This is a genomic window from Cellulomonas sp. McL0606, assembly GCF_058248365.1.
Genome location: NZ_CM177779.1, coordinates 335389 through 358017, shown reverse-complemented (window position 1 = coordinate 358017; position 22629 = coordinate 335389). Strand labels below are relative to the sequence as shown.

Genomic DNA, 22629 nt, shown 5'->3' with positions numbered 1-22629 from the left:
CTCAACCTAGTGCCCGACCCGGCCGATGTAAACGATCGTTGACTTAGGTCGACCGCATGCGCTATCCATAGGTCAACAGTCGTGTACATCGAGACCGAGGACCGTCATGTCGCACCCCACCGCGGAAGCCGGCGTCGCCACCGCCCCCCTTGCCGACAAGCCCGCTGCCGGACGGTTCCTGGTGCTGTACCTGTCGCTCGGCGGTCTGGCGTTCGCGGTCCTCCAGTCGCTGGTCGCGCCCACGCTGCCGGTGATCGCGAAGGACCTGGGAGCGACCACGGCGGACGCGAGCTGGATCCTGACCGCGTACCTGCTGTCCGCCTCGGTCCTCACGCCGGTCCTCGGGCGCCTCGGCGACATGACCGGAAAGCGTCGCGTCCTCATCGGCGTCCTGACCGCCCTGGCCGTCGGCACGCTGGTGGCCGCGCTGGCCCCGAGCCTGCCGGTGCTGGTCCTCGCACGCGTGCTGCAGGGGTCCGCCGGCGCGATCCTGCCCCTGTCCATCGGCATCGTCCGCGACGAGCTTCCCCGCGAGAAGGTCAGCGTCACCGTCGGTCTGCTGTCGGCGATCTTCGGCGTCGGCGCGGGCATCGGCATCGTGGCCGCCGGACCGATCGTCGAGCACCTGTCCTGGCACTGGCTGTTCTGGCTGCCGCTCGTCCTCGTCGCGATCGCGCTGCTCGGGGCGATCTTCGGGATGAAGGAGTCGCCCGTCCGCACGCCGGGTCGTCTGGACGTCGTCGGCACCGCGATCCTCACGATCGGTCTGGTGTCGGTGCTGCTCGCCATCAGCAAGGGCGAGACGTGGGGCTGGTTCGAGGGCAAGACGCTCGGCCTGTTCGGGCTCGGCGTCGTCGCGCTCGTCGTCTTCGTGCTGGTCGAGCTGCGCGTCTCCCAGCCCCTGATCGACGTGCGCCTCATGACGAACCGCGGCGTGTGGGCCACCGACGTCGTCGCGCTGGCTCTCGGCTTCGCGATGTTCGGCACGTTCCTGCTCGTCCCGACGCTGCTGGAGCTGCCGACCACCTCCGGGGTCGGGTTCGGCAAGTCGGTGTCCGAGGCCGGGCTGTTCCTGCTGCCGACGGTCCTGATGATGGTCGTCTTCGGACCGCTCTCGGGACTCTTGGACCGCAGGTACGGCCCGAAGGTCCCGATGACCCTGGGGACGGCCCTGGTGGTGGCGGCGTTCGCGCTGCCGGCCGTCGTGCACGACCAGCTCTGGCAGGTCGTCGGCTCCGGCGTCCTCACCGGCGCGGGCATCGGCCTGGCGTTCGCGGCGATGGCCAACGCGATCATCGAGGCGGTCCCGCCCGCGCAGACCGGCGAGGCCTCGGGCGTCAACGCGATCTCGCGGACCGTCGGCAGCAGCATCGGCACGGCGGTGGTCGCTGCCGTCATCACGTCCCACACCACGGCAGACGGGTTGCCGACCGACCAGGCGTTCACCTACGGGTTCTGGGTGTGCGCCGGGGTCGCCGTCCTCGCGGTCATCGCCTCGCTCGCGGTGCCGTCGGCACGACGTCGCCGCCAGGAGGCCCGGGCGGCCGGCGTCACGGACCTGCCGGCCGAGCCGCACCCGCACCACTGACGACCGTCACGCTCTCAGGGGCGGTTGACGACACCGTCGGCGCGACGCGCGATCGGCTGGGCTGCGCCCTCCCGGGTCGGTTCCGAGAGGATGAGCCCATGGAGCCAGAGGTCGAGCATCCCGGTGACGAGCGGGCGGTGGAGCTTCGTCGCGAGCGCAACACGATGGCGCTGTACGTGTCGATCTGCCTGCTCGCCGCGCTCGCGGCGATCCCGACCGCGGACAGCTCCCATGCCCGGGTGCTCGAGCTCGTCTGGGGCGTCACCCTCGGGCTGGCGTTGGCGCACTGGTTCGCGTTCCGGGTGGCGACGCGCCTGGTGGGCGCGGGCGGCATCGGACGTCGCGACCTCGACCTTGCAGGCGCCCAGCTGACCGGTGCGGTCGTGGTGGCCGCACTGGCATCAGTCGCCGTGCTCGTCGTCCCCGAGTCCGCCGAGCTCGAGGTCACCGAGCTGGTGCTGGCGCTGTTCGTCGCGGGCGTGGGCTTCGTCGCGATGCGCGGAGGTGGCGGATCCAGGGCCCGCGCCGCCCTGTATGCGGCGGTGGTGCTCGCGGTCGCCGTGGCGGTCGTGCTGGTGAAGAACGCGCTCGCCGGACACTGACGCCCGCGCCACCGGTCCTCGACCGGCGGCGCGGGTCGCCGGCGTCAGCGCCAGAAGCCGCTGAGCGGTGCGGCGAGGGTCGCGCCCTGGTCATACCCGGCCCGAGCGGCCGCCGGGCGCATCGACAGATCCATCGCGTTCGCGCCGAACATCGGCTCGGCGCTGCTGTCCGGGAAGACCGTCTCCACCCTGCTGCCGTGTGCGCGGAGCTCGTCGACCTGGGTGGCCAGATGCGTCCCCCAGCCCGCCGGGTGCAGCGACCTGCCGCCGAAGGGCGAGAGCACGAGCACCCGTGCGTACCCGGCTGCCAGGTCGGCGTTCTCGGCGTTCGACCGGTAGCCGCCGTCGATGTACCGGCCGTCCCCGATCCGGTAGGGAAGGCCGCTGGCACAGCTGGCGGCGACGGCGTCGACCAGCTCGACACCGCTGTGGCGGTCGAACGCGACCGGATCACCGGTCCGGGCGTCGACCGCCGTGATGAGCACCGCTCGATCCGGCCAGAGCCCACCGGGCAGCCGCGCGGCGACGGTGGTGCGCCACTGCGCCGGCCAGGAGCCGTCCGAGGCCGCATCCATCTCGAGCGCCGCCGTACCCATCCGTCGGCGCATGTCGGCCGCGTCCACGGCGGACGCGATGATCGTGCGGATCCGGTCGAGGTGGTCGACCACCGGCCGGGTCGGGACGCGCCCGGCCGGGCCACGGGTCCGTTGCGGGGGCGCGGCGTCGACGATCGCGGCAAACAGCTCGGCCGGGGTCGCGCCGGCCAGCTGGGCCGCCGCCGTCGAGCCGGCCGACGTCCCGATGGTCAGGTCGGGTGCGGTCACGTCCAGCCCGGCATCGAACAGGCCGGCGATGACGCCGATCAACCAGGCGTTGCCGGTCGATCCGCCGCCGCCGAGGACCAGGGCTCGTGTGACACCGACCCGCGGCCTCTCGGAGGGCGCCGTCGAGGCGGGGTGGGGCGTGGACGAAGGTGTTGTGTTCATGGGAGTCGCCTTTCGCGAAGTGCCTGTCGGGCGCTCCCAGCGGCGACTACGTCAGTCGCGCGATCGTGGACTGCAAGGGAGCGCCCACTGTGGGTACTGCGTTCATGGGTCTCACCTCCCGCCGTCGGATCACGATCGCGCAGACGGTAGCACCGCGGTGGCCCGATGGGCAGCGGATATCCGCGGTCACGGCGTCGACATGGGGACGACGAACCCGAGTGACGCCTGGAGGCCCGAGACCACGACGCGGGCAACGGCTTCCACCGCCACGGGCCCCGTCACTCCGGGAAGCCGATGCCGGGCTCCTGGTCGCCTGCGAGCGGGAAGACGCCGACGAACTCGACGCCCTCGTCCTGAGCGTCGAAGTGCGCGATCGGAGCGCCCTCGGCCTCGAAGAACACATCCCCCGCGGTCGGGACCCGCACCGGCTCCCCCGCGGCCCCGAAGAGGACCGAACCGCGCAGGACCGTGCCGAAGACCGGGCCGTTGTGCACGTGCAAGCCGGAGGCGACCCCCGGCGCCATGGTGATGCGTCGCATCTGCACACGTCCCACCGTCTTCGGCGCGCCGAAGGTGATGTCGTGCTCGAGCACTCGGGTGACGGGATCGCCGTCGATCGGGGTGTCGGTCATGGGCGGTTCTCCTCAGGTGGTGTCACGAGTCCGTAGAGCACCAGCGTCGCAGTCCTCGACATGCATTCACTCTAAGAGTCCGACGTCACGACGAACGCCGACGAGGCGCGGAACCGGTGGGTACCCTCGGCGTGTCACCGTCATCCTGGAGAGCACCGTTGACCATCACACCCACGTGGAAGCCGGCCGACACCGGACAGGGTGGTCGGGCGTTCACGGCAACGATCGGGGACGTCGACGTCCGAGTCACCTTCGCGGGTGACCTGACAGGCGAGCTCGCCGGTGACTGGGAGGTCAGGAGCGCGCTCGACGACACCCTGGTGCTGGGTGGGGTCGACCCCGCTCTGGCAGGTACGCGCTCGGCCGTCCAGATCTACGCGTCCCTCGTCTCCATCACCGAACGGCTCGCACCGTTGCTGATCTCCGCCCCGGAGGTGAACCCGGCAGTGGTCGAGTACAAGCTCGTCAAGATCGTCGCCGACGACAGCGACCCGACGTTCGCGCGGGACGTCGAGGCAACCTTGGGCGAGCACGCCGCCGAGGGATGGCGTCTGGTGTCCGTAGACAGGTCGTGGGCCTACCTCGAGCGTCCCGTCTCCGCGTGACCGTCGGCACCGCCCGGGCTCCCGTCCGAGCGTTCCGCGCTCGCCGCACCCCGACGTGGTCGCCGCCTCAGTACCGGTCGGCCCTCCGCAGGTTCGGTGGTCGGCCATCGGGGTCCTGGATCAGGTCGAGCGGCAGCGCTGCGCCGAGCCGCTGGCGAGCGGTGAGGTGCGGCATCGGCAGCCGTCGCAGCCGGCCGGGCGGTCGCGGCCCGTGCTTGCCGGCCTCGTGCCACTCGTCGAGACGGGCGGCGTGAGCGGCGTAGACGTCGAACATCTCAGACGGGTCCAGGCTGTCGGCCATCGTCGCCTCGAGGCCACGCCCCGGCGCCTCGTCGAGCCGGTCCAGGTGCTCCGCGGCGAGGGTGAGCCGCAGGTCGCGGGCGTAGGACTCGTCGAGGACGACGGCACTGAGCTCGGAGTCGTGGGTCCACGAGCGGCGGCTGAAGTTGTCCGAGCCGGTGCTGGCCCAGGTGTCGTCGACGATGCAGACCTTGGCATGCACGTAGATCGGGACACCGGCCTGATTCTCGAGGCCGTACGCCGCGACGCGATCAGGGGCGACGGCCTGGAGCCGGCCGATCGCGCGGTGGCGCCCGAGCAGCTGCGGCACCCGGTTGACACCGTCGAGGTCGGGCACCAGCGGGATCACCACGACGATGCGCAGCCCGGGGCGCGCCCGCAGCTGCTGCTCGAACACCCGCGCGACGTCGTGCCCCCAGAAGTACTGGTCCTCGACGTACACGAGGCGCTCCGCCCGCCGCACGGCCTTCTGGTAGCCGCGGGCGACGCTGCGCTCACCGCGCGGGGCGAAGGGATAGTCCCGGCCCACACCCAGCTGGGGATAGGTCCTCAGGAGCTGCACCGTGTGGGGACCTGCGGGTGGTGGCGGCGGCCACTGCTCGGGGAGGTGGCTCGGCGTGCTGTCGAGGCTCCGCAGCTTGTCGGCGGCGCGCCGCCAGGGCGCCCGCGAGAGCGGCGCGGGATCGTTCCAGCGCTCCCTGAAGACCGTCTCCACGTCGTACACGGCGGGCCCCCGGATGGCCACCTGGACGTCGTGCCACGGCGGGTGCGCGCCGTACTCGTGGGTCAGCGGCTGGGCCTGCGGGTCCCCGAGGTGCGCGGCGTCGTCCCTGCGGTTGTGGGCGAGGTCGACGCCGCCCACGAAGGCCACGTCTCGCGCGCTGTCGTCACGATGCCGGATCACGACGAACTTCTGGTGGTGGGAACCGCCGGCACGCACACGCATGTCGAGCAGCACCTCGGCGCCGCGCTTCTGCAGCTGCTCACCAAGATGGCGGTTCTCCGTCGCGAAGAACCCCACCTGGTCGAGATGGGACCGCCACACCAACCCGTGCACCGCGACGTTTCTCTGGTCGGCCCGACTGAGCACCTCGACCACCTCGCTCCCGGGCGCCCCGGTCAGGCGCTCGTCGGCGTCGCCCTGCCAGTCGGTGAACAGCACCAGGTCACCCGGCCCGGTCGCTTCGAGCGCGTCGAAGAGAGCCCTGAAGTACGTCGCTCCATGGATCAGCGGCTGCACGAGATTGCCCTCCGACCACGCACGGTCGCCCCCATGGCGGTCGTCCAGCCGGGTCCACGGGTTCGCCCGCTGGGGTCCGGTCAGCAACCACTTGGCTGGGTCCACCATTCTCCGAGAATGCCCGATCACACGTCCTTAGGCACGTGATGGGCCACGGCACCTTCCGGGTGGCGCGGCGCAGCACGAGTCACGGCTCCCCGACACCGGAGAAACGGCCTCTGACCTGCCGCCTCGTTGGCCTCGCCGGGCGGCTCTCGGGCCCTAGGCGTCTCGCGATCGGTCCAGGCGCTCCGGAAGCCTCTGAAAGCCGGCCGACCGGTAGGTGGCGACGGCCGCAGCACGGGCGCTCTCGGTGCAGACGAGCACGCTCGACGAACCCATCGTCCTCAGCTCGGCCGCCGCGGCGACGCAGATCGCGCGGCCATAGCCGCGACCGCGATGCTCAGTGTGAACGCCCATCGGCTCGATCAGACCTGGTTTCCCCGGACCGGCCGACCACACCGTCACTTCGGCCACGGCGGTGCCGACGTCGTCGTAGGCGAGCAGGCATCGCGCGTCGACGAACGGCAACCCCGACGCCATCGCGTGCCATCGCTCGTCCGTGAATCGCGTACTGCCGAACGCCGACCTCAGGACCGTCGTGTAGTCGGACGCCTGGTCCGGCCCGATCACCTCGATCGCCACGTTCGTCGCTGACACCGGCCCGATGAGGTCACGGCGCAACGGCGTCCACGGCTCGCCGGCGCTCCAGCCGACCTCGTCCAACAGATCGCGAACGCGGGTGCCGTCGGGTGCCTCGACGGACACCCTTCCCGCCGGCAGGACGCCACGGGCAGGCTCTGCGACGTCCGCAACGACCTGCTGAGCCACCTCCTCGTCGCGCCAGACCGACGGCGCGACCGTCATCCGCAGCACCTCGGGTCCGTCGAGGAGTCCGAGAGCGAGAACCTGCCCGTCTCGGCTCCAGGTCCGAACCGCCGCCGCTGTCGCCTCCGCGCCGAACCGCCAGAACCAGCCGAGGTCGCCCGGATGCAGCTGGAGCGGCGAGGCGTCGTCCTGCCAGTCTCGAAGGGCACCCACGACGGCGCCCAGCTGACCGACGTCCGGCGTGCTCAGCTCGATCGACATGCTTGCGAGCACACACCGTCTCGTGGATCGCGTGCACGTGAATTGTTCGATCAGGCGACGGCCGATCACCGTGGCTCGAGTGCCAGGTTGTCGGCGCTCCGGGGGGCCTTGACGCGCTCGACGCATCGCGAGGAGCATCAATAGGCACCAGCTTGACCTGCGGATTCGGGCGGCGCTCGAAACACCTTCCGCCGTACAGGTGACCCTTCGCCTCGGGCCACAGGAACGCCACCCGCCTTCCCGTACCTCCGGAGTCCCCATGGTCACGCCCGGCGTCCCGTCCGACCGCGAGTCGCGCTCCACCCCGCGAGCACGCCTGCACCGAGCCATGGCGTGGGTGGCCTCCGCACTGTCGGTGGTCGCGGCCGGCCTCGCGCTGCTCAGCCTCGCGCGCCCGGAGTGGATCGAGGCGTTGTTCGAGGCGTCGCCGGACGCGGGTTCTGGGCAGGCCGAGTGGATGGTGACCCTCGTCCTGGCTGCGATCGCAGTCGTGCTCGCGATCGCCGCCCGAGTCGAGTGGCGGCGCGCACGGATCGTCCCCTCCCGTGCGTGACGACGAAGCGGACCCGGACGCGGCGACACGGGCGCACCCCATCCGCTCGGGGTCAGTGCCCGCGCGCACCACCAGCAAGTTCCCGGGTCCCGGCGCGGCGCCGGACTCGCAACGGCACGACGGTCCCGAGCGCTCCCGACTGCGGGTGCCGACCGTCGCGCCGATAGAGCCGGACGCCGAGACAGACACCGAGGAGACACCATGAAGTCGCGCGAAGCTTCGGGATCATCGAGGGACGCCAGAAGGCCAAGCACGTCGAGGGTGCACGGTACCCGGCCGTCACGTTCCGCTCGCGGGAGAACGCGGGCCGCGAGGCCGTCCCGGTCAGGAGCCTCAAGCGGCACCGCAAGCTCTGGGACCCGAGCCCCGCAGCGGCCGTGGCACGCCTGGGTGACGACCCGGCCGACGATCGCAAGCCCGTCGTCCTCTCGACGTACGGCCCGGCCGGCACGCTGAACAAGGGCGTCACCAACGCGGCGGACATGAGCGGCGCCGAGGCTGAGGGCGGCGTCCTGTTGATGTCGTTCAACTGGGGCATCGATGTCAGCGTGGACGACGGGGCCTCGTGGAAGCAGCTCGATCCCACGACCGTCTTTCCCGCCGTCGCCGGCTTCCCCGGTTTCTGCTGCGACCAGGTCGTGACATATGTGCCGAAGATCGATCGCTTCGTGTGGTTCATGCAGCACGACTCGGACGCAGCCGGGCAAGGTGCGTTCCGGATCGCCGTGGCGTCCTCAGGATCGGTGCGCAACGACCCGACGGCGTGGACGTACTGGGATTTCCTGGCGGGCGACCTGGGTTTCCCGACGACCGACATGGACTACCCGGACCTGTCGTTCTCCGACGTCAATCTGTATGTCGCCACCGACATGCTCGGCACCGCGAACGGGCGAGTGGTGGTCCGGTTCCCGCTGGCGGACCTTGCAGCGGGCGGCACGCTCTCCTACGGGTACACCGACCCCACGCGCGCCAAGAACGCGATGTTTTCCCACCTCGCCCAGCAGTCGACCGACCAGGCGATCTGGTTCGGCCACCGGAACAACTCAACGCTCGAGGTCTACACGATGCCCGACGCGGGATCGACGTACTCGTCCTTCACCGTCCAGATGGCGACGTGGCCGAACGGCACCCTGACGTGCGTCGGCCCGGATGGTAACGACTGGCTGACGAAGCTGCAGGCGTCCATGAGCTTCGCCGTGACGGGGGCCGTACGGCGCCGCAACGGCAACCTCTTGGTCGCGTGGACGGCGAGCGACGGGCAGGGCAGCGCACAGGGACAGACGTTCAAGCGGGCGCACACGCGCATCGTGGAGCTCGACGTCGCCAACCGCACGCTGGTCGCACAGTGGCAGATCTGGAACGACGACTATGCGTTCGCCTACCCCAGCCTCGCCGTCAACAGCAAAGACGAGGTCGGCCTGCTGTGCGGCTGGGGCGGACCGAACGACCACGCGAACTGCGCCATGGGAATCCTCGGCGACTTCGTCCTGTGGTTCAGGGACGGCAGCACGAAGACGGTCCAGCGCTACGGCGACTACCTCACGACGCGCCCGTCGCAGAACGGCGGCGCGCGCTTCGGGGCCGTCGGCTACTGGGTCACCGATGACCCGGCCGACGCCGCGCGGTACACCTACCACCCGTTCTATGCCCGCTACGAGCGGTCCTGACAGCGGCACCCCGAAGTGGGTCAACGCGCCTGAGCGAGGCGCGGCAGGTGCTCTCCGATCGGGCCGTCGCGCGATCGTTCGTCGTCAAGGCTCACGAGGATCCGAGTCGTCGCCGGATGCGCGGACAGCGACCGACTGGCGGGCCGTGACCTGCCTGTGCTTCCGCGCTCACGATTGCGCCGTATGGCGACGTGGGCTAGGCGCCTTTGCCGCCGTCGACGGCCAGCACAGTCCCGGTGACGTAGGCGGCCGCCGGTGAGGCGAGCCAGAGCACGGCCTGGGCGACGTCCTCTGGGGTCCCCATCCTGCGTAGGGGGATGAAGTTTCCGACCTGATCGCGCACTGTCGCTGGCTGGCCCATGATCGGCCCCGACGCGATGGGGCCGGGCGCGACGGCATTGACCCTGATGCCGCGTCGGGCGTAGTCGATCGCCGCGGTGCGGGTCAGGCCGACGACGCCGTGCTTCGCCGCGGCGTATGCCGACATCCCCGGGGCGCCGGAGATCCCTGCGGACGAGGTGACGTTGACGATCGCGCCTCCGTCGGTCAGGGCGTTCAGCTCCGCACGCATCGCGACCGCAACGCCACGAAGGTTCACGGCAAGAACCCGATCGATGTCCTCCAGCGGGAGCGCACCGAGGGGCGCAGGCGCGTGCGTGGTGCCCACGTTGTTGATGGCGACATCGAGGCCGGGCTCTCGCCCCGCCGGATCCCCAGCGGCGCGAGCGACCAGTGCCAGCACCGCATCGTCGTCGCGGACGTCGACGGACACCGCACTGACGTCGGTGCCGGACGCCGCGAGCGTCATGCAGTCGCCCCAGCGCGCCTGCATCGCGCGCCGCGAGAGTGAGCCGCGCGCCGGCGTCGGCGAGAAGGCGAGCGATCGCGTTCCCGATCAACCCGTTCGCACCAAGGACGAGAGCCCGCGCCCCCGACAGCGGGCACGGCGGTGGTGTAGTCGGACGGAGCCCGGTGTCGGGAGCCATCGGGGCCGTCACAAGTGCGCGGCCGGCCGCACTGCGGGCGTGACCCGGGCGACCTCGTGGCGGGTATGCGGCAGAAGGAACCCATAGGCAATCAGCCAGATCAGACCGCCGAACCGTGCGATCGGCAGGAGATGTTCCAGCGGTGTGATCACGAGCGAGAAGAAGGTGAGCCACCGACCGCGGCGAGGACCAGGCCGGTCCAGGCGAGCCAGCGCGGGACCAGCCGGAGGACCAGCGCCGGGACCGCGGCGCCGGCCACGAGCAGCCCGAGCCCGACGGCGAACCCGACGCCACCGGTCGCGAACGCGAGATAGGCCAAGGCGTGGGTCAGAACCGCATCCGAGGCGACCCCCGCTTGCGCGGCGGTCCAGGTGATGAGTCCGGACAGACCGAGAAACACCGCGGCGAAGACGCCGCCGTAGAACCCGATCGACGGGCCGGGCACGCGGATGCCGAGCCGGAGCTGTCGGCTGTAGACCGTCGCGGCAAAGATGCCGAGCGGCACGGCAGCGCCGAACTGGAGCAGTGCCGCGAGGCGGAACGCCTCGTCGTGAGCGGCGTAGCGTGCGGCGACGTCTGCCGCGCTCGCCCCGAAGGGCGAGGCGAGCGTGGCTCCGCCCGACATGGCGCCCCCCACGACCAGACCCACGACGACAAGCGTGAGGGCGACCGCGGCCAGGGCGCCGGGGTTCGGTCCACCCCGCGAGTCCCGAGCGCTGCGCCCGGAAGTGGGAAGCGTTCGTCATAAACGTAACCATTACACCGCGGAATCATTCGGTCAAGCCCTGTATCCTCGAACCATGGCGTCGCCGCGGCAAGCAGGATCTCGCGTGGCCTTCGGGCTCGCACAGGCCGGGTCGTTCGTCTCCGACTCGTTCTCCGACGCGGTCCGCGACGTCGGGCTGACACCGTCCGAGGCCGGCGTGCTGAGGCTCCTCGCTCGGTCCCCGGGCCTCAGTCAGCGCGAACTCGCGGCGCGGCTGGGCACGCAGCCCAGCCGGGTCGTCGCGTTGATCGACGGCCTGGAAGATCGCGGGCTCGTCGTTCGCCGGCGCAGCGAGGTCGATCGCCGCAACTACGGTTCATCCCACCGATGCCGCGGCCGACCTCGGGGCGCGGTTGCGCAGGATTGCCGAGGCCCACGAGGACAAGGTCCTCGCGCCGTTGTCGGCGGCCGAGCGAACCGACCTCTCCGCGCTTGTCGACAAGCTCAACGCGGCGCACGGACTCGACCGTGACGTGCATCGAGAAACTGCTGCGCCTGTCGAGCATCCCGACTCGCGCCCGGGCAATTCGGCCAGCGCGACGGGCTGACCAGCGACGGAGCACGCCGCCGTCGAGGCGGGCCGTTCGGACCGGGGTGCGGGAGACGGGCCCGTCAAACGGGTCTCCGAGACAATCCGTCGGCAAAGTTGGAGCGATCTACACTCGTGACTGGACTGCCGGCGAGATCGAAGCGGCACCGGCGAGAGTCCACCAAGTCCCGGCCGATGGACTTCGGTCGCTTCTCGCGGGAGGCGCACGTGCTTGGTCCCATCGACTTCCTGGCGGTGGAGTTTCCCGACGGCAAGATGACCGGGGCAGGGTTTCGCCTGCTGGGTGAGCTGGCAGCGCGCGGCACGATCGCGGTCCTGGACCTCGAGTTCGTCGTCAAGTCGCCCGACGGCACGGTGAGCCGTGTCGCCTTAGAAGACGTCCCACAGATGGTGCCGGTCGATGTCTCGTCATGGGCGGGCTCGTTCTCAGGAATCCTTGACGAGTCGGACCTCGAGACAGTCGCCGCAGCAATTGGTCCAGGGAGCCTCGCAGGAATACTCGTGTACGAGAACGCGTGGGCCTCGCCGATCATGACCGAGATCGTCGACAGCGGAGCGCGGCTCCTCGGCAGCGGACGCGTCGACAACAACGACCTCAACGACGCACTGGGTATCACCGGTGTGACCAACACGTGAGCCGAATCGTGCTGAGGAGGTTGGGATGGGCTTGATCAAGACGGCATTGAAGGCGGCGGTGGCTGTCAAGACCGCGAACGTGGTCCACGATCGGATCCAGCGACGCAAGTACGACGAGTGGGTTGCGGCTGGCCACCCGCCGGAGTCGTTCCCGCGTCAGAACCTAGGCGACGCGACGGCGACGGTCGCGGGAGCCGCGACCGCATGGCTTGCGCCCGGAGCGGGTAGCGCTGCCGCAGCGGCGCCCCCTACGCAGGCTGCCCCTCCGCCACCACAGGCGCCCGGCCCTTCCCCATCGACCGCGCCGGACGGTTCAGCGGATCGCGTGCTCGCCCAGTTGCGTGAGCTGGCCTCCCTGAAGGAGACCGGGATTCTCACTGAGGAAGAGTTCCAGACACAGAAGCAGCGCATCCTCGCGGTCTGCTCGGCCACCAGTGCGGCAGATCGAGGGGCGCAACCAGGGGCTGCACCGCGCCGATCTGCGCAGGTCAGGGGCTGACGTCAAGCCGGTCGAGTCGGGCGCTCACGTACCGCACGTCACCCGGCAGGGACGACCGTCAGCGTCGCCCAGTCGTTCAGGCCGCGGTACTCCGCGTGGATCTCGTGCGGGCCAACGGATGTGGGTTGGCAGAATCCCACGATGCACGGCTGACCGTCCCAGGTGATGTGGGCCTCGTCGGTGGCGTCGCCGATAGGCACGCCGGTCCACAAGTACGCCTCGACGGTGTAGCTCCACCCGGTACCGAGGGGCACGGTGGTGTCGGACCTCGGCGACACGATGATGTACCCGACGGACGGGCGGTACGCCTCGTTGGTCCAGTACTCCTCGGACGCGATGATGCCGCCGATGATCTGCTCGTCGCGGGCGCCCTGCTGGATCGCCGAGACCCACGCGCTTCGACCGGTCGGATCCAGACCGCGGCCGAGCAGCCACCAGTAGTAGCCTTCGACGACCGTCGACAGGTACTCCGTCGACAACAGGAAGCCCATCGCCACCTGCGCACGGGTCGCTCCGCCATTGAGCTGACCCACCCAGGCGGCGACTTCCGAGTCGCCCGCGTCGCGGCCGAGGACGTCCGCGTACAGCGCCCTGACCCAGTCAGCGGAAGTCCCGCCGGCGGCCGCCCAGTACTCGTCAGAGGCGATGAACCCGGAGTCCAGCTGCTCGACGGTCGTGCCAGCGCCCATGGCCCGGAGCCAGGACTGCAGGCCCGCGGCGTCGGGTCCACGACCCAGGTACGCGGCGTAGGCATCGGTGATCAGGTCGGACCGGAACTCCTGCGACGACGTGATCGCGTTGGCGACCGCGATGCGGGGCGTGCCCGTTCTCAGTGCGGCTGTCCAGTCCGTCAGGCCCGTCAAGTCCGGCGGGCGGTCGAAGAGGTCCTCGTACACCGACGTCACGTAGTTGTCCACTGCGTTGGGGTCGGGGAGGGGGACCGCAGCGGCCGATCCTCCGGCGAAGGGGAGCAGCAGGCTGACGACGGCGAGCGCGACGGCCGGGCGAACGATACGCACGTGGTCTCCGGAGGGAACGGGAGGAGCGCGCACGGCGACGCCGCCGTGCCCGACGCCGGAGTCCCGCAGGCCGCTACCGCGGGCACCGCCTCGGAGACCTGACGTGAGCGGAGCGTACAGAGTCGTCGACCGCTCGTCGGCAGCTTCCGCCGCGAGACCGGGGCAATGTCGCCCGGACGGCGCAACCCACGCGCGCGAGCCGGCGCTCAGGTTCCACGGGCCCTGCCGACGCCTGTCGCGCCGAGCGAAGCATCAGCACCTCGTCCCTGCCACTCCGGGCTCTGTCACTAGTCCTCGGACGAGCTCAGGGGCCTTCACACCGCACCTGTCCGAGAAGACCGGGCAGGCTCCCGGCGCGGGCCCGAACCGCGTCTACTGACCTTGGGCGCGCTTGATGACGCCATTCCAGACGTCCGGGAAGTGAGCACTGTCAAGCTGGTCGCCGGATGTCACCAGGATCCACGCGAGGAGCACGGCCGCCACCAATGGGGCCGCCGGGACCGGGGGCACGACGGGGACCGCCCACAGGGGGCCCAGCCCCTCCTGGACCACTGCCACAGGCGCTAGCCAGCGCTTGTTCGATCGGCCGAGTCGATGGAGCCGGTGTGCGCGGGCGGGGACCTGCGCTTTCGGGGCGGCGCCGAGCTGGGCGACGCCCTCGTCAAGAACCGACTGGGCGCCGAACAAGCGCCAGAGCGCCGGCGCGAGCAGACCACCACCCTCGTAGCCGGTCACAAGCTCCCGGGCGACGCGGACGACTCCCTGGCGGTTGCTCCCTACGAGTTGCCCGAGCAGTCGCCTGGCACGCGCCAGGGCGCGGCGCACAAGCCGAGAGATCCGCCCCGACAGCCTGTCGAGGGCCCACTCCGTCGCTTGACCCGCAACCGGCTCGAGCGCCAGCCGAACCGCCTCGGAGAAGGGCAGCAGGTGCGCGAGCGGACCCAAGCCCGCCGCAACCAGAACGCCGCTCGCCCTGCGCGCTGACTCGAAGACGATGCTGCGGACCGTGGAGTCGACCTCGAGGCCCACGGAGGACGTCGCGTTCGATTCGTGCAGCGCGTCGTCGTCGGTGCCGCCGCGGAGCAGCTCGAACAGCCCGCCAGCGCCGAATGCGGCCGCCTCGAACACGGGCGGGAAGCGGCCGGGCCAGTCGGGCACGTCCCTTATCCGCTGATCCGGGGGCAGGTCCTCAAGGGGTTGTAGCAGCGCCAGCTCGCCGGCCACAGCCACGTGGAGGAGCGTCAGCGCCGAGCGGCTGGCCTGAACCTCCGCAGCGAGGTCCGTGCGATCCTCCGCCAGCGCATCGAGCGCGGCTTCGAGGTAGAAGGTGGCCGCGAACCAATTCTCACTAGCGTCCTCTGCAAGGCCGAGCGCGTCGGAGACCCGTAGCCCGGCCTCTGGCTCCTCTGGCCGCCGGTCGAGCCGGGCGGCGTCGACCGCGTCGATCACGCCCCGTGCCGCTGCCTCGACCAGAGCCAGCTGCGGGGCCAGAATCTGCGGAAAGGCCACAACCCCAAGTTAAGCAGGACGGCAGGCCTGGACACCGGCCAGGCTCGGGACATCGCAAAGCCGGGCCCGTCGCTGACCTGCCTCACGAGGTCAAGATCAAGCTTCGCCCCCGACACCGGCCGACCTGGTCTTGCGCCATGGAGGATCCGGTGACACCGGCACCGGAAGGCATCGAGCCCAGGACGCCCGATCGGCGCCCGCTGCGGCACCCGACGGTCGTTGCACGCTCCCATGACAATGGCCCCGGTCCAGCGTTTCCGCTGGTCACGGGCCTTCGACTCGGAGCCGCCTGGTCGAACTCTTGACCTTCTCATTGCGAGGTAGACCGAGAAGTGCGGGCTGGGTCGGGGGGTGTCGGTCTGTGCAGGTCAGGGCGTCCGAGCGTTCCAGCGGCGCGCACGCTCGCGCACGCGTATTCGCCGTGTTTGACACCCAGGATGGCCCCACCCACCGTCAGCGCCTAGGGACAGCGACGTTCGGTGCCTCGTTCGTGCGTTGCCGAAGGGAGGCGTCGTGCGGCCATGGGTGCGCTCCCGTACATCGGGAGGTGCCACGGACGCTGGCAAAGGCCAGAGCAGGCGGAGGTCTCGAACGTCCTTGGGACGCGTCGGTCAGGCGGTGTGGCTCTGCGCGTACCACGCCTCGTTGATGCTGCGGCGCGCCGCTACCCTCTGCCGGGTCTGGGCGACGAATCCGACCAGAGCCAGCGCCAGCAGCAGCACGTACCAGCCCCAGCTCGCGTCGACCGCACTGCCGAAGCTGCCCTCCGTCAGATCGGCGGAGTTCAGGGAGCCCACCAGGAGCATCAGGCCGGCGACCACACTGACAGCCCCCGCGAGGGCTGGCCGCCGCGAACACGATCATCGGCATGTTCCCGACGACCGACACGATGCCGAAGATCGCGCCGACGGCCACACCCACAAGAACCGCCACCCAGCTTCGAGTCGATCCCCAGGGCCACGACCAGACCCGCCCCGATCACGTACCCGAACGCCGCCATGGCGAGGATCACGGCGACCGCGTAGTAGAGGTAGGCGAGCACTGCGAAGATCAGGGCGAAGACCAACCCCGACACCCAGCCGAGCGCCGTGCCGAGGAAGCTTCTGGTCGGCGGCCTGAGCGAACAGCCCTGCGCCGAAGGCGAACCCGGCAAAGAACCCCCAGATCGGGAGGACGAGCCGCAGCACGAACTGCCCCGCGAAGAGCATGACGCCGCCAGCGAAGATCGCGAGGATGCCCAACAGGATGTCTGCCATCTCCGCAATGTAGGACTCGACGCCCTCGATCCGTTCAACGACACGGAGAGGCCGTCGCGCCGATGGGTGCTCGTTGATGACGAGCCCCAGCGCCCTTCACCAGGAGATCGGCGTGGCGCACAGCGACCCGAACCCGAACGACCCCCTACGCGACGGGTCGTCGATGGCGGCAAGGCCCGGTGCCGGACCGCGGACGACGACTGCAACCGATTCGCAACGCAGATTCGCCATTTCGCAACGAATTTCGGCTAGGTTCCGTCGATACGACGCCGATATCGGCCGTCGCGGCAGTCATCGGCCACGGAGAGGGGCTGCGTGATGGCGGACACGGTCTCTCCGGCGGTACGCCTGCGCGGCGTGCGCAAGGAGTTCGGCGAGGTCATCGCCGTGGACGGCGTGGACCTCGACGTGCGCGACGGAGAGTTCATGACGCTGCTCGGCCCGTCGGGCTCGGGAAAGACGACGGTCCTGCGGATGATCGCCGGCTTCGAGCTGCCGAGCGGCGGCACCGTCGAGCTCGCCGGGGTCGACGTGACGCGGCGGGCGCCGTTCGAGCGGGACGTGAACACGGTCTTCCAGGACTACGCGCTCTTCCCGCACATGACCGTGCAGGACAACGTCGCGTACGGGCTGCGGGTCAAGAAGGTCGGCCGCAAGGAGCGCAACGCGCGCGCCCTCGAGGCGCTGGAGAGCGTGCAGCTCGGCGGTTACGGAGCCCGCAAGCCCGCGCAGCTCTCGGGCGGGCAGCGGCAGCGCGTCGCGCTCGCCCGCGCGCTGGTGAACCGCCCCCGGGTGCTGCTCCTGGACGAGCCGCTCGGCGCGCTGGACCTCAAGCTGCGCGAGCAGATGCAGGTCGAGCTCAAGGCCATCCAGCGCCAGGTCGGGATCACGTTCCTCTTCGTCACGCACGACCAGGAGGAGGCGTTGACGATGTCCGACCGGATCGCTGTCTTCGCGGGTGGGCGCATCGAGCAGGTCGGGTCGCCGGCCGAGGTCTACGAGAAGCCCGCCACGCCGTTCGTCGCTGGCTTCGTCGGCACCTCGAACCTGATGGACGGCCGGGTCGCCACGCAGGTGCTGGGCCGGGAGGGCACGTGGTCCGTGCGCCCGGAGAAGATCCGGATCGCCCAGGCCGACGCGCAGCCCGGCCCCGGGCAGCACGGCGCGGTCGGCACGGTCCGCGAGGTCGTGTACGTCGGATCGGCGACACGGTTCCTGGTGGACCTGGACGCCGGCGCGACGCTCGTGGCGCTGCAGCAGAACCAGCAGACCTCCTCCATGGACGTCCAGGAGATGCGCGGTGCGCGCGTCCTGCTCGTCTGGAGCAGGGAGCACGAGTTCCAGGTGACGACCGCGGCAGAGTCCCCCCTGCCGTGAGCCTGCGAGAACGAAGGAGACGACGATGAGGCACACACGTCTGCTGACGCTGGCGGCCGCCGGTGCGGTGATCGGGCTGGCCCTGGCCGCGTGCTCGAGCGGCGGTTCGAGCGGCGGCGGATCTGGCAAGGCCACGCCCCCGCCGATGCAGGCCCTGAGCCGCTCGGTGACGGCGAGGGCGAGGTCAACATCCTCGCGTGGGCCGGCTACGCGGAGGACGGCTCCACCGACCCTACGGTCGACTGGGTCACCCCGTTCGAGACCGCCACAGGCTGCAAGGCGAACGTGCAGGTGGCGGACACGTCCGACAGCATGTTCGAGAAGATGGGCACGGGCGACTTCGACGTCGTCTCGGCCTCCGGCGACTCGTCGCTGCGGATGATCTACGCGGGCAAGGTCGCGCCGGTGAACACGTCCCTGCTGACCAACTACGCGGACGTGCCCGACTTCCAGAAGATGCAGGCCTGGAACTCGGTGGGCGACGTCGCGTACGGGATGCCGCACGGCTGGGGCGCCCAGCTGCTCGGCTACCGCACGGACAAGGCGACCCCGGCGCCCGACTCGTGGAGCGTCGTCTTCGACCCCAAGTCGCCGTACTCCGGGAAGATCACCGACTACGACTCCCCGACCGACGGGATCGCCGCCGCCGCCGTCTACCTGATGTCGACGCAGCCGGACCTCAAGATCACCAACCCGTACGCCCTCGACAAGGCGCAGTTCGACGCGGCCGTGGCGCTGCTCACGGCTCAGCAGCCGCACGTCGCCAGCTACTGGGCCAGCACGCAGACGCGCAGAAGGCGCTCGAGAACGGCAGCACCGAGGTCGGCTCGACCTGGCAGATCATCATCAACCTCGCCAAGGCCGACAGCTCTCCGGTGGAGTCCGTCCTGCCCAAGGAGGGTGCGACAGGCTGGGCCGACACGTGGATGGTCGACGCGAAGTCGCCGCACCCGAACTGCGCGTACCAGTGGATGAACTGGGTGACCAAGCCCGACGTCCAGGCGCAGATCGCGGAGTGGTTCGGCGAGGCCCCGGCCAACGTCAAGGCCTGCGCACTCACCACCGACCCGACGCACTGCGACACGTTCCACGCGCAGGACGAGGGCTACTTCAAGAAGATCTGGTTCTGGTCCACGCCACAGTCCGACTGCCTGGACGGGCGCACGGACGTCAAGTGCATCCCGTACTCGGAGTGGGGCAAGGCGTGGAGCAGCATCAAGAACGGCTGACCTGGGGGCGCGCAGCGTGATCAGCACCACCGAGCGGCCGGCGTCCACCTCGGGTGGGCGCCGGCTCTCGGCCGCCCTCTTCCGCCGACCGCGCCTGCGGCTGGTCGGGCTCCTCGCGCTGCCGACGACCTGGCTCGTCCTCGTCTACCTCTCGGCGCTGCTGGCGCTGCTGGCCACCGCGTTCTTCTCGGTCGACGAGTTCACCAACGAGGTCGTCCGCCACCTCACGCTGCAGAACATCCAGGACGTCCTGGCCGACCCCGCCTACCGGTACGCGACGATCCGGACGGTCGGCATCGCTGCGGCGGTGACCGTGCTCTGCACGCTGCTGGGCTTCCCGATGGCGTTCTTCATGGCCAAGGTGGCCCGGCCGCGCTGGCGCGGGCTGCTGATCGCCCTCGTCGTGACGCCGCTGTGGGCGTCCTACCTGGTGAAGATCTACGCCTGGCAGGCGATGGTCCAGCCCGACACGGGCGTGCTCGCGTGGATGCTGAAGCCGTTGGGGCTGGACGGTCCCGGGTACGGCATCGCGGCGACGATCCTCACACTGACGTACCTGTGGCTGCCGTACATGATCCTGCCGGTCTACGCGGGCCTCGACCGGATGCCCGACAGCCTGATCGACGCGTCCGGCGACCTCGGCGCCCGCCCGGCCCGCACGGTGCGCAGCGTCGTCGTCCCGCTGGTGTACCCGTCGATCGTCGCGGGCTCCGTGTTCACGTTCTCGCTCAGCCTGGGGGACTACATCACCGTGCAGATCGTCGGCGGGCGCACCCAGATGCTCGGCAACATCGTCTACCAGAACTACACCAGCAGCCTGCCGTTCGCGGCCGCGATCGCCCTGATCCCCGTCGTGATCATGGTGATCTACCTGCTGCTGGTGCGCCGCACCGGGGCGTTGGACAACCTGTGAGGAACTCGCGCCGCGCGCGCTGGACCTTCGGCCTGCTGATGACGTTCGGTCTGGCGTTCATCTACGTGCCCCTGGGCGTCATCGTCATCAACTCGTTCAACGCCAGCACCGTGTTCGCCTGGCCGCCGAAGTCGTTCACGACGCACTGGTGGTCGCTCACGTTCAGCAACAAGAGCGTCCGGTCGGCCGTCCTCACGTCGATCGAGGTCGGGATCGTCGCCACGTCCGTCGCGCTGGTGCTCGGCATGCTCCTCGCGTTCGCCCTCGGCCGGTACACCTTCTTCGGCCGGCACACGGTGTCCCTGCTCGTCGTGCTGCCGATCGCCCTGCCGGGCATCGTCACGGCGCTCGCCTTCCGCACCGGCTTCCGCACGTTCCTCAGCCTCGAGCTGTCCTTCTGGACCGTCGTGATCGCGCACGCGACGTTCTGCATCGTGGTCGTCTACAACAACGTCCTGGCGCGACTGCGGCGGATGGGCACCACCGCCGAGGAGGCGTCGATGGACCTCGGGGCCGACACGTTCACGACCTTCCGGCTGGTGACCTTCCCGCTCCTGCGCGGCGCACTGGTCGCGGGGGCGCTCCTGGCGTTCGGCCTGTCGTTCGACGAGATCGTCGTCACCCTGTTCACGGCCCCACCGGGCGTCACGACGCTGCCCATCTGGATCTTCCAAAACCTCTCGCGCCCGAACCAGGGGCCCGTGGTCAACGTGGTGGCGGCCGTGCTGGTGCTCGCGTCGATCATCCCGATCTACCTGAGCCAGAAGGTCGCGGGAGAGTCCGCCTCCGGGGGCCGGATCTGAGGCGGCCCCAGCCGGACGCGCGCCGACGCGGCGGGATGGGACCGACCGTGTTCTTCGATCAGCCGCGCAAGCCCGCGAGCAGCGCGCCCAGCACCAGGCCCGTCCCAGCGAGCCAGAGCAACGTGGGCAGCCGGTAGGCGAAGCGTCGTCTCACGTCCTGATCACCTCCCCGTCACGCACGACGACGTCGACCGCCTCCAGGGGTCGGGTCGCCGGTCCCTGCACGACCGCCCCCGTCGTGGCGTCGAACGCGCTGCCGTGGCACGGGCAGTGGATCTCGCCGCCTCGCACATCCCGCACGAGGCAGCCCATGTGCGTGCAGACGGCCGTGAACGCGTGCACCGTCGGGCCGGCGCGCGCGATCACGACCTTCTGGTCGGTGACCACCAGACCGCCTCCGTCCGGGACGTCGGACAGCGCGGCCAGCGGCGCGTCCCCGGAGCCGGTGCTCGAGCGGGCGTGGTCCTGGGGCGCGGCCGGGTACGCGACAGGTCCGGTGCCGGGCGGTGGTGCGAGAGCGTGATACCCGACGAAGCCGACGACTCCGGCGGCGACGACGACGCCCGTGCCCTCCAGCACCGCACGCCGACCGGGTCCGTCCACGGCCGTCCCCCTCTCAGACCAGCGCGTACCCGGAGCGTGTGAAGAACCACAGCGCCGAGGTGAACCACACGACGAGGATCAGGGCCACGAGCAGTCCGCCCAGCAGCGGGACCGTGCCCCGGGGCAGCGAACGCAGCCGCAGAGCGAGCATCTTCGCGGCGAAGACCCCGTAGAGCGCGCAGCCCGCCACCGAGTGGACGACGGTGCGGGCGTCGGCCGTGGCGAAACCCAGGGACCACACGCAGTGGAACATCACGGGCAGCGTGAGGAGGAAGGCTGCGGTGCCCGTCCAGCGGTGCACGGGCGTGGGCCACGTCGCGGAGGCGGCCACCCCCGGCAGGCGCCCCCACATGGCCAGTGCGCTGACCACCTGGACCACGACCAGGAGAGCGGCCGCGGACGACAGCCACGCCTTCATCTGCAGCATTCCGCTGAAGCCCAGCGTCGTCAGCGCGGCACCGTCCCCGGGGTGGACCCGTGCGTAGGCGGCGAGCCCCGCGGCCACCGCGAGGCCCAGGGCGCCGATGGCCGCGAGCGCCCACTGCCGCGCCGGGGTCTCACTCTCGTCCGCACCGACAGCCTGAGCCACGACGCCTCCTGACGTTCGTCCGTCCAGGTATGCACCCCAACCGTGCCCGGGCGCAAGGCACGGCGCACACTCAGGTTCGGGGGGCGGTCACTCACAGTCCTCGCGACGCAGCCACCGCATCGCAGCCGAGCCCCAGATCGGTGGGAGGTTGAAGGTCAGAGCCGGTAGGTGATGGCGGTGGAGATGGCGATCGCGCTGGGGACGCCGACGGCATGCAGGTTCCCGAGAGATGCCGTCGCAACGACACGGCGGACCACCGACCGTTGAGGCTGCTGCCAGCGGCGCGTACTCGCTGTCGACGGCTGGACACCCCGTCGCCAGGGGGTTCACTTTCAGGCGTCGTTGAGACTCGCGTCAAACCATCGGCATCTCGACGACTCCGGCGGGTGTGATGCAGGCGTGCAGGTCCCCTCTCGGCGGCGATCATCGCCTCAGTCAAGGTGTCCGGAGAAGCGGGTCAGGCTCACGCCCAAGCCGGCGGACCTCGAATCGACCACTCTGCTCTAGCTGGCCCACGCGCTGCGTTGGCGGCGTCGGTAAAGGCGCAGTCCGGCGAGCAACCACACGCAGCTCGGGTCACGACGTAGCCGAAC

26 protein-coding genes and 1 pseudogene are annotated in these 22629 nt (G+C 70.4%); 14 read left to right on the top strand and 13 right to left on the bottom strand.

Annotated elements, in window-relative coordinates; all coding sequences use genetic code 11:
• Window positions 1–106: 106 nt before the first annotated feature.
• Together AC38ZX_RS01900 and AC38ZX_RS01895 are read left to right on the top strand one after the other, a co-directional pair.
• Window positions 107–1588: an MFS transporter gene (locus AC38ZX_RS01900; protein ID WP_491296140.1), complete on the top strand. Its 1482-nt coding sequence runs from the start codon at window positions 107–109 to the stop codon at window positions 1586–1588.
• Between the two features lie 98 nt (window positions 1589–1686).
• Window positions 1687–2190 carry a hypothetical protein gene (locus tag AC38ZX_RS01895; protein ID WP_491296138.1) on the top strand — a complete coding sequence of 168 codons (504 nt, stop codon included), beginning with the start codon at window positions 1687–1689 and terminating at the stop codon, window positions 2188–2190.
• Window positions 2191–2234: 44 nt separating this feature from the next.
• Here AC38ZX_RS01895 and AC38ZX_RS01890 read toward each other — a convergent pair whose 3' ends face one another.
• Together AC38ZX_RS01890 and AC38ZX_RS01885 are read right to left on the bottom strand one after the other, a co-directional pair.
• Complete coding sequence (locus AC38ZX_RS01890) at window positions 2235–3176, bottom strand: patatin-like phospholipase family protein (RefSeq protein WP_491296137.1); 942 nt, start codon at window positions 3174–3176, stop codon at window positions 2235–2237.
• Window positions 3177–3454: 278 nt separating this feature from the next.
• Window positions 3455–3808, bottom strand: coding sequence for a cupin domain-containing protein (locus AC38ZX_RS01885; RefSeq protein ID WP_491296136.1), 354 nt, complete (start codon window positions 3806–3808; stop codon window positions 3455–3457).
• A 158-nt stretch (window positions 3809–3966) separates the two neighbouring features.
• On the opposite strand from AC38ZX_RS01885, the gene AC38ZX_RS01880 reads away from it, so the two are divergent.
• A complete protein-coding gene (locus tag AC38ZX_RS01880; protein ID WP_491296135.1) occupies window positions 3967–4413 on the top strand; it encodes a DUF4177 domain-containing protein in 447 nt (148 codons plus the stop codon).
• A 67-nt stretch (window positions 4414–4480) separates the two neighbouring features.
• Here the strand turns inward: AC38ZX_RS01880 and AC38ZX_RS01875 are convergent, their stop codons facing one another.
• Both AC38ZX_RS01875 and AC38ZX_RS01870 read right to left on the bottom strand, forming a co-directional pair.
• Complete coding sequence (locus AC38ZX_RS01875; RefSeq protein WP_491296133.1) at window positions 4481–6061, bottom strand: phospholipase D family protein; 1581 nt, start codon at window positions 6059–6061, stop codon at window positions 4481–4483.
• Window positions 6062–6214: 153 nt separating this feature from the next.
• Window positions 6215–7081, bottom strand: coding sequence for a GNAT family N-acetyltransferase (locus AC38ZX_RS01870; protein WP_491296132.1), 867 nt, complete (start codon window positions 7079–7081; stop codon window positions 6215–6217).
• Window positions 7082–7340: 259 nt separating this feature from the next.
• Here AC38ZX_RS01870 and AC38ZX_RS01865 point away from each other — a divergent pair, with 259 nt between their 5' ends.
• The 3 genes from AC38ZX_RS01865 (at window position 7341) to AC38ZX_RS01855 (ending at window position 9301) form a co-directional block, all read left to right on the top strand.
• Entirely contained in the window at window positions 7341–7634 is a 294-nt protein-coding gene (locus AC38ZX_RS01865) for a hypothetical protein (RefSeq protein ID WP_426594192.1), read from the top strand.
• Complete coding sequence (locus tag AC38ZX_RS01860) at window positions 7627–7839, top strand: hypothetical protein (protein WP_491296130.1); 213 nt, start codon at window positions 7627–7629, stop codon at window positions 7837–7839. Before AC38ZX_RS01865 ends, AC38ZX_RS01860 begins: the two co-directional genes overlap by 8 nt.
• 172 nt (window positions 7840–8011) lie before the next feature.
• Window positions 8012–9301, top strand: coding sequence for a hypothetical protein (locus tag AC38ZX_RS01855; protein ID WP_491296129.1), 1290 nt, complete (start codon window positions 8012–8014; stop codon window positions 9299–9301).
• 196 nt (window positions 9302–9497) lie between these two features.
• Here the strand turns inward: AC38ZX_RS01855 and AC38ZX_RS01850 are convergent, their stop codons facing one another.
• The 3 genes from AC38ZX_RS01850 to AC38ZX_RS01840 all read right to left on the bottom strand — a co-directional run bounded on the left by AC38ZX_RS01850 (window position 9498) and on the right by AC38ZX_RS01840 (window position 10936).
• Entirely contained in the window at window positions 9498–10133 is a 636-nt protein-coding gene (locus AC38ZX_RS01850; RefSeq protein ID WP_491296128.1) for an SDR family NAD(P)-dependent oxidoreductase, read from the bottom strand.
• A 162-nt stretch (window positions 10134–10295) separates the two neighbouring features.
• Window positions 10296–10439 carry a hypothetical protein gene (locus AC38ZX_RS01845; RefSeq protein WP_491296127.1) on the bottom strand — a complete coding sequence of 48 codons (144 nt, stop codon included), beginning with the start codon at window positions 10437–10439 and terminating at the stop codon, window positions 10296–10298.
• Window positions 10436–10936, bottom strand: coding sequence for a hypothetical protein (locus tag AC38ZX_RS01840; RefSeq protein WP_491296126.1), 501 nt, complete (start codon window positions 10934–10936; stop codon window positions 10436–10438). The genes AC38ZX_RS01845 and AC38ZX_RS01840 overlap by 4 nt, the downstream gene beginning before the upstream one ends.
• Between AC38ZX_RS01840 and AC38ZX_RS01835 the strand changes: the two are divergent.
• The 4 genes and pseudogenes from AC38ZX_RS01835 to AC38ZX_RS01820 form a co-directional block, all read left to right on the top strand.
• Window positions 10911–11303, top strand: a pseudogene (locus AC38ZX_RS01835) (MarR family winged helix-turn-helix transcriptional regulator); the annotation flags it as partial. The gene AC38ZX_RS01840 and the pseudogene AC38ZX_RS01835 sit on opposite strands and share 26 nt — an antisense overlap.
• Window positions 11304–11406: 103 nt before the next feature.
• Window positions 11407–11601, top strand: coding sequence for a hypothetical protein (locus AC38ZX_RS01830; protein WP_491297558.1), 195 nt, complete (start codon window positions 11407–11409; stop codon window positions 11599–11601).
• Between the two features lie 209 nt (window positions 11602–11810).
• Complete coding sequence (locus AC38ZX_RS01825; RefSeq protein WP_426594187.1) at window positions 11811–12239, top strand: DUF6325 family protein; 429 nt, start codon at window positions 11811–11813, stop codon at window positions 12237–12239.
• 25 nt (window positions 12240–12264) lie between these two features.
• Complete coding sequence (locus AC38ZX_RS01820; protein ID WP_491296125.1) at window positions 12265–12738, top strand: SHOCT domain-containing protein; 474 nt, start codon at window positions 12265–12267, stop codon at window positions 12736–12738.
• A gap of 38 nt (window positions 12739–12776) precedes the next feature.
• On the opposite strand, the gene AC38ZX_RS01815 is transcribed toward AC38ZX_RS01820, so the two are convergent.
• The 4 genes from AC38ZX_RS01815 to AC38ZX_RS01800 form a co-directional block, all read right to left on the bottom strand.
• A complete protein-coding gene (locus AC38ZX_RS01815) occupies window positions 12777–13757 on the bottom strand; it encodes a DUF4214 domain-containing protein (RefSeq protein ID WP_491296123.1) in 981 nt (326 codons plus the stop codon).
• A 372-nt stretch (window positions 13758–14129) separates the two neighbouring features.
• On the bottom strand, window positions 14130–15266 hold the full coding sequence (locus AC38ZX_RS01810) for a hypothetical protein (protein ID WP_491296121.1): 1137 nt from the start codon (window positions 15264–15266) through the stop codon (window positions 14130–14132).
• 611 nt (window positions 15267–15877) lie between these two features.
• Window positions 15878–16072 (bottom strand): hypothetical protein, encoded by a 195-nt coding sequence (locus AC38ZX_RS01805; protein WP_491296120.1) that lies wholly within the window; start codon window positions 16070–16072, stop codon window positions 15878–15880.
• Window positions 16072–16341 (bottom strand): hypothetical protein, encoded by a 270-nt coding sequence (locus AC38ZX_RS01800; RefSeq protein WP_491296119.1) that lies wholly within the window; start codon window positions 16339–16341, stop codon window positions 16072–16074. The genes AC38ZX_RS01805 and AC38ZX_RS01800 overlap by 1 nt, the downstream gene beginning before the upstream one ends.
• Window positions 16342–16840: 499 nt before the next feature.
• On the opposite strand from AC38ZX_RS01800, the gene AC38ZX_RS01795 reads away from it, so the two are divergent.
• The 4 genes from AC38ZX_RS01795 (at window position 16841) to AC38ZX_RS01780 (ending at window position 20844) form a co-directional block, all read left to right on the top strand.
• Window positions 16841–17899: an ABC transporter ATP-binding protein gene (locus AC38ZX_RS01795; protein ID WP_426594182.1), complete on the top strand. Its 1059-nt coding sequence runs from the start codon at window positions 16841–16843 to the stop codon at window positions 17897–17899.
• A gap of 197 nt (window positions 17900–18096) precedes the next feature.
• Window positions 18097–19128, top strand: coding sequence for an extracellular solute-binding protein (locus AC38ZX_RS01790; RefSeq protein WP_491296118.1), 1032 nt, complete (start codon window positions 18097–18099; stop codon window positions 19126–19128).
• 16 nt (window positions 19129–19144) lie between these two features.
• Window positions 19145–20041 (top strand): ABC transporter permease, encoded by an 897-nt coding sequence (locus AC38ZX_RS01785; RefSeq protein ID WP_426594179.1) that lies wholly within the window; start codon window positions 19145–19147, stop codon window positions 20039–20041.
• Complete coding sequence (locus AC38ZX_RS01780; RefSeq protein WP_491296117.1) at window positions 20038–20844, top strand: ABC transporter permease; 807 nt, start codon at window positions 20038–20040, stop codon at window positions 20842–20844. The genes AC38ZX_RS01785 and AC38ZX_RS01780 overlap by 4 nt, the downstream gene beginning before the upstream one ends.
• Window positions 20845–20994: 150 nt before the next feature.
• Here AC38ZX_RS01780 and AC38ZX_RS01775 read toward each other — a convergent pair whose 3' ends face one another.
• Window positions 20995–21447, bottom strand: coding sequence for a Rieske (2Fe-2S) protein (locus tag AC38ZX_RS01775; RefSeq protein WP_426594176.1), 453 nt, complete (start codon window positions 21445–21447; stop codon window positions 20995–20997).
• A gap of 13 nt (window positions 21448–21460) precedes the next feature.
• Window positions 21461–22036: a DUF6529 family protein gene (locus AC38ZX_RS01770; protein ID WP_491296116.1), complete on the bottom strand. Its 576-nt coding sequence runs from the start codon at window positions 22034–22036 to the stop codon at window positions 21461–21463.
• Window positions 22037–22629: the final 593 nt, after the last annotated feature.

What these genes read in the sequence shown, in the direction of transcription:
- AC38ZX_RS01885 (WP_491296136.1), bottom strand. Translation starts at nt 3,808, where the DNA reads ATGACCGACACCCCGATCGACGGCGATCCCGTCACCCGAGTGCTCGAG.
- AC38ZX_RS01805 (WP_491296120.1), bottom strand. Translation starts at nt 16,072, where the DNA reads ATGCTCCTGGTGGGCTCCCTGAACTCCGCCGATCTGACGGAGGGCAGC.
- AC38ZX_RS01895 (WP_491296138.1), top strand. Translation starts at nt 1,687, where the DNA reads ATGGAGCCAGAGGTCGAGCATCCCGGTGACGAGCGGGCGGTGGAGCTT.
- AC38ZX_RS01870 (WP_491296132.1), bottom strand. Translation starts at nt 7,081, where the DNA reads ATGTCGATCGAGCTGAGCACGCCGGACGTCGGTCAGCTGGGCGCCGTC.
- AC38ZX_RS01820 (WP_491296125.1), top strand. Translation starts at nt 12,265, where the DNA reads ATGGGCTTGATCAAGACGGCATTGAAGGCGGCGGTGGCTGTCAAGACC.
- AC38ZX_RS01865 (WP_426594192.1), top strand. Translation starts at nt 7,341, where the DNA reads ATGGTCACGCCCGGCGTCCCGTCCGACCGCGAGTCGCGCTCCACCCCG.
- AC38ZX_RS01890 (WP_491296137.1), bottom strand. Translation starts at nt 3,176, where the DNA reads ATGAACACAACACCTTCGTCCACGCCCCACCCCGCCTCGACGGCGCCC.
- AC38ZX_RS01850 (WP_491296128.1), bottom strand. Translation starts at nt 10,133, where the DNA reads ATGCAGGCGCGCTGGGGCGACTGCATGACGCTCGCGGCGTCCGGCACC.
- AC38ZX_RS01795 (WP_426594182.1), top strand. Translation starts at nt 16,841, where the DNA reads ATGGCGGACACGGTCTCTCCGGCGGTACGCCTGCGCGGCGTGCGCAAG.
- AC38ZX_RS01875 (WP_491296133.1), bottom strand. Translation starts at nt 6,061, where the DNA reads ATGGTGGACCCAGCCAAGTGGTTGCTGACCGGACCCCAGCGGGCGAAC.
- AC38ZX_RS01900 (WP_491296140.1), top strand. Translation starts at nt 107, where the DNA reads ATGTCGCACCCCACCGCGGAAGCCGGCGTCGCCACCGCCCCCCTTGCC.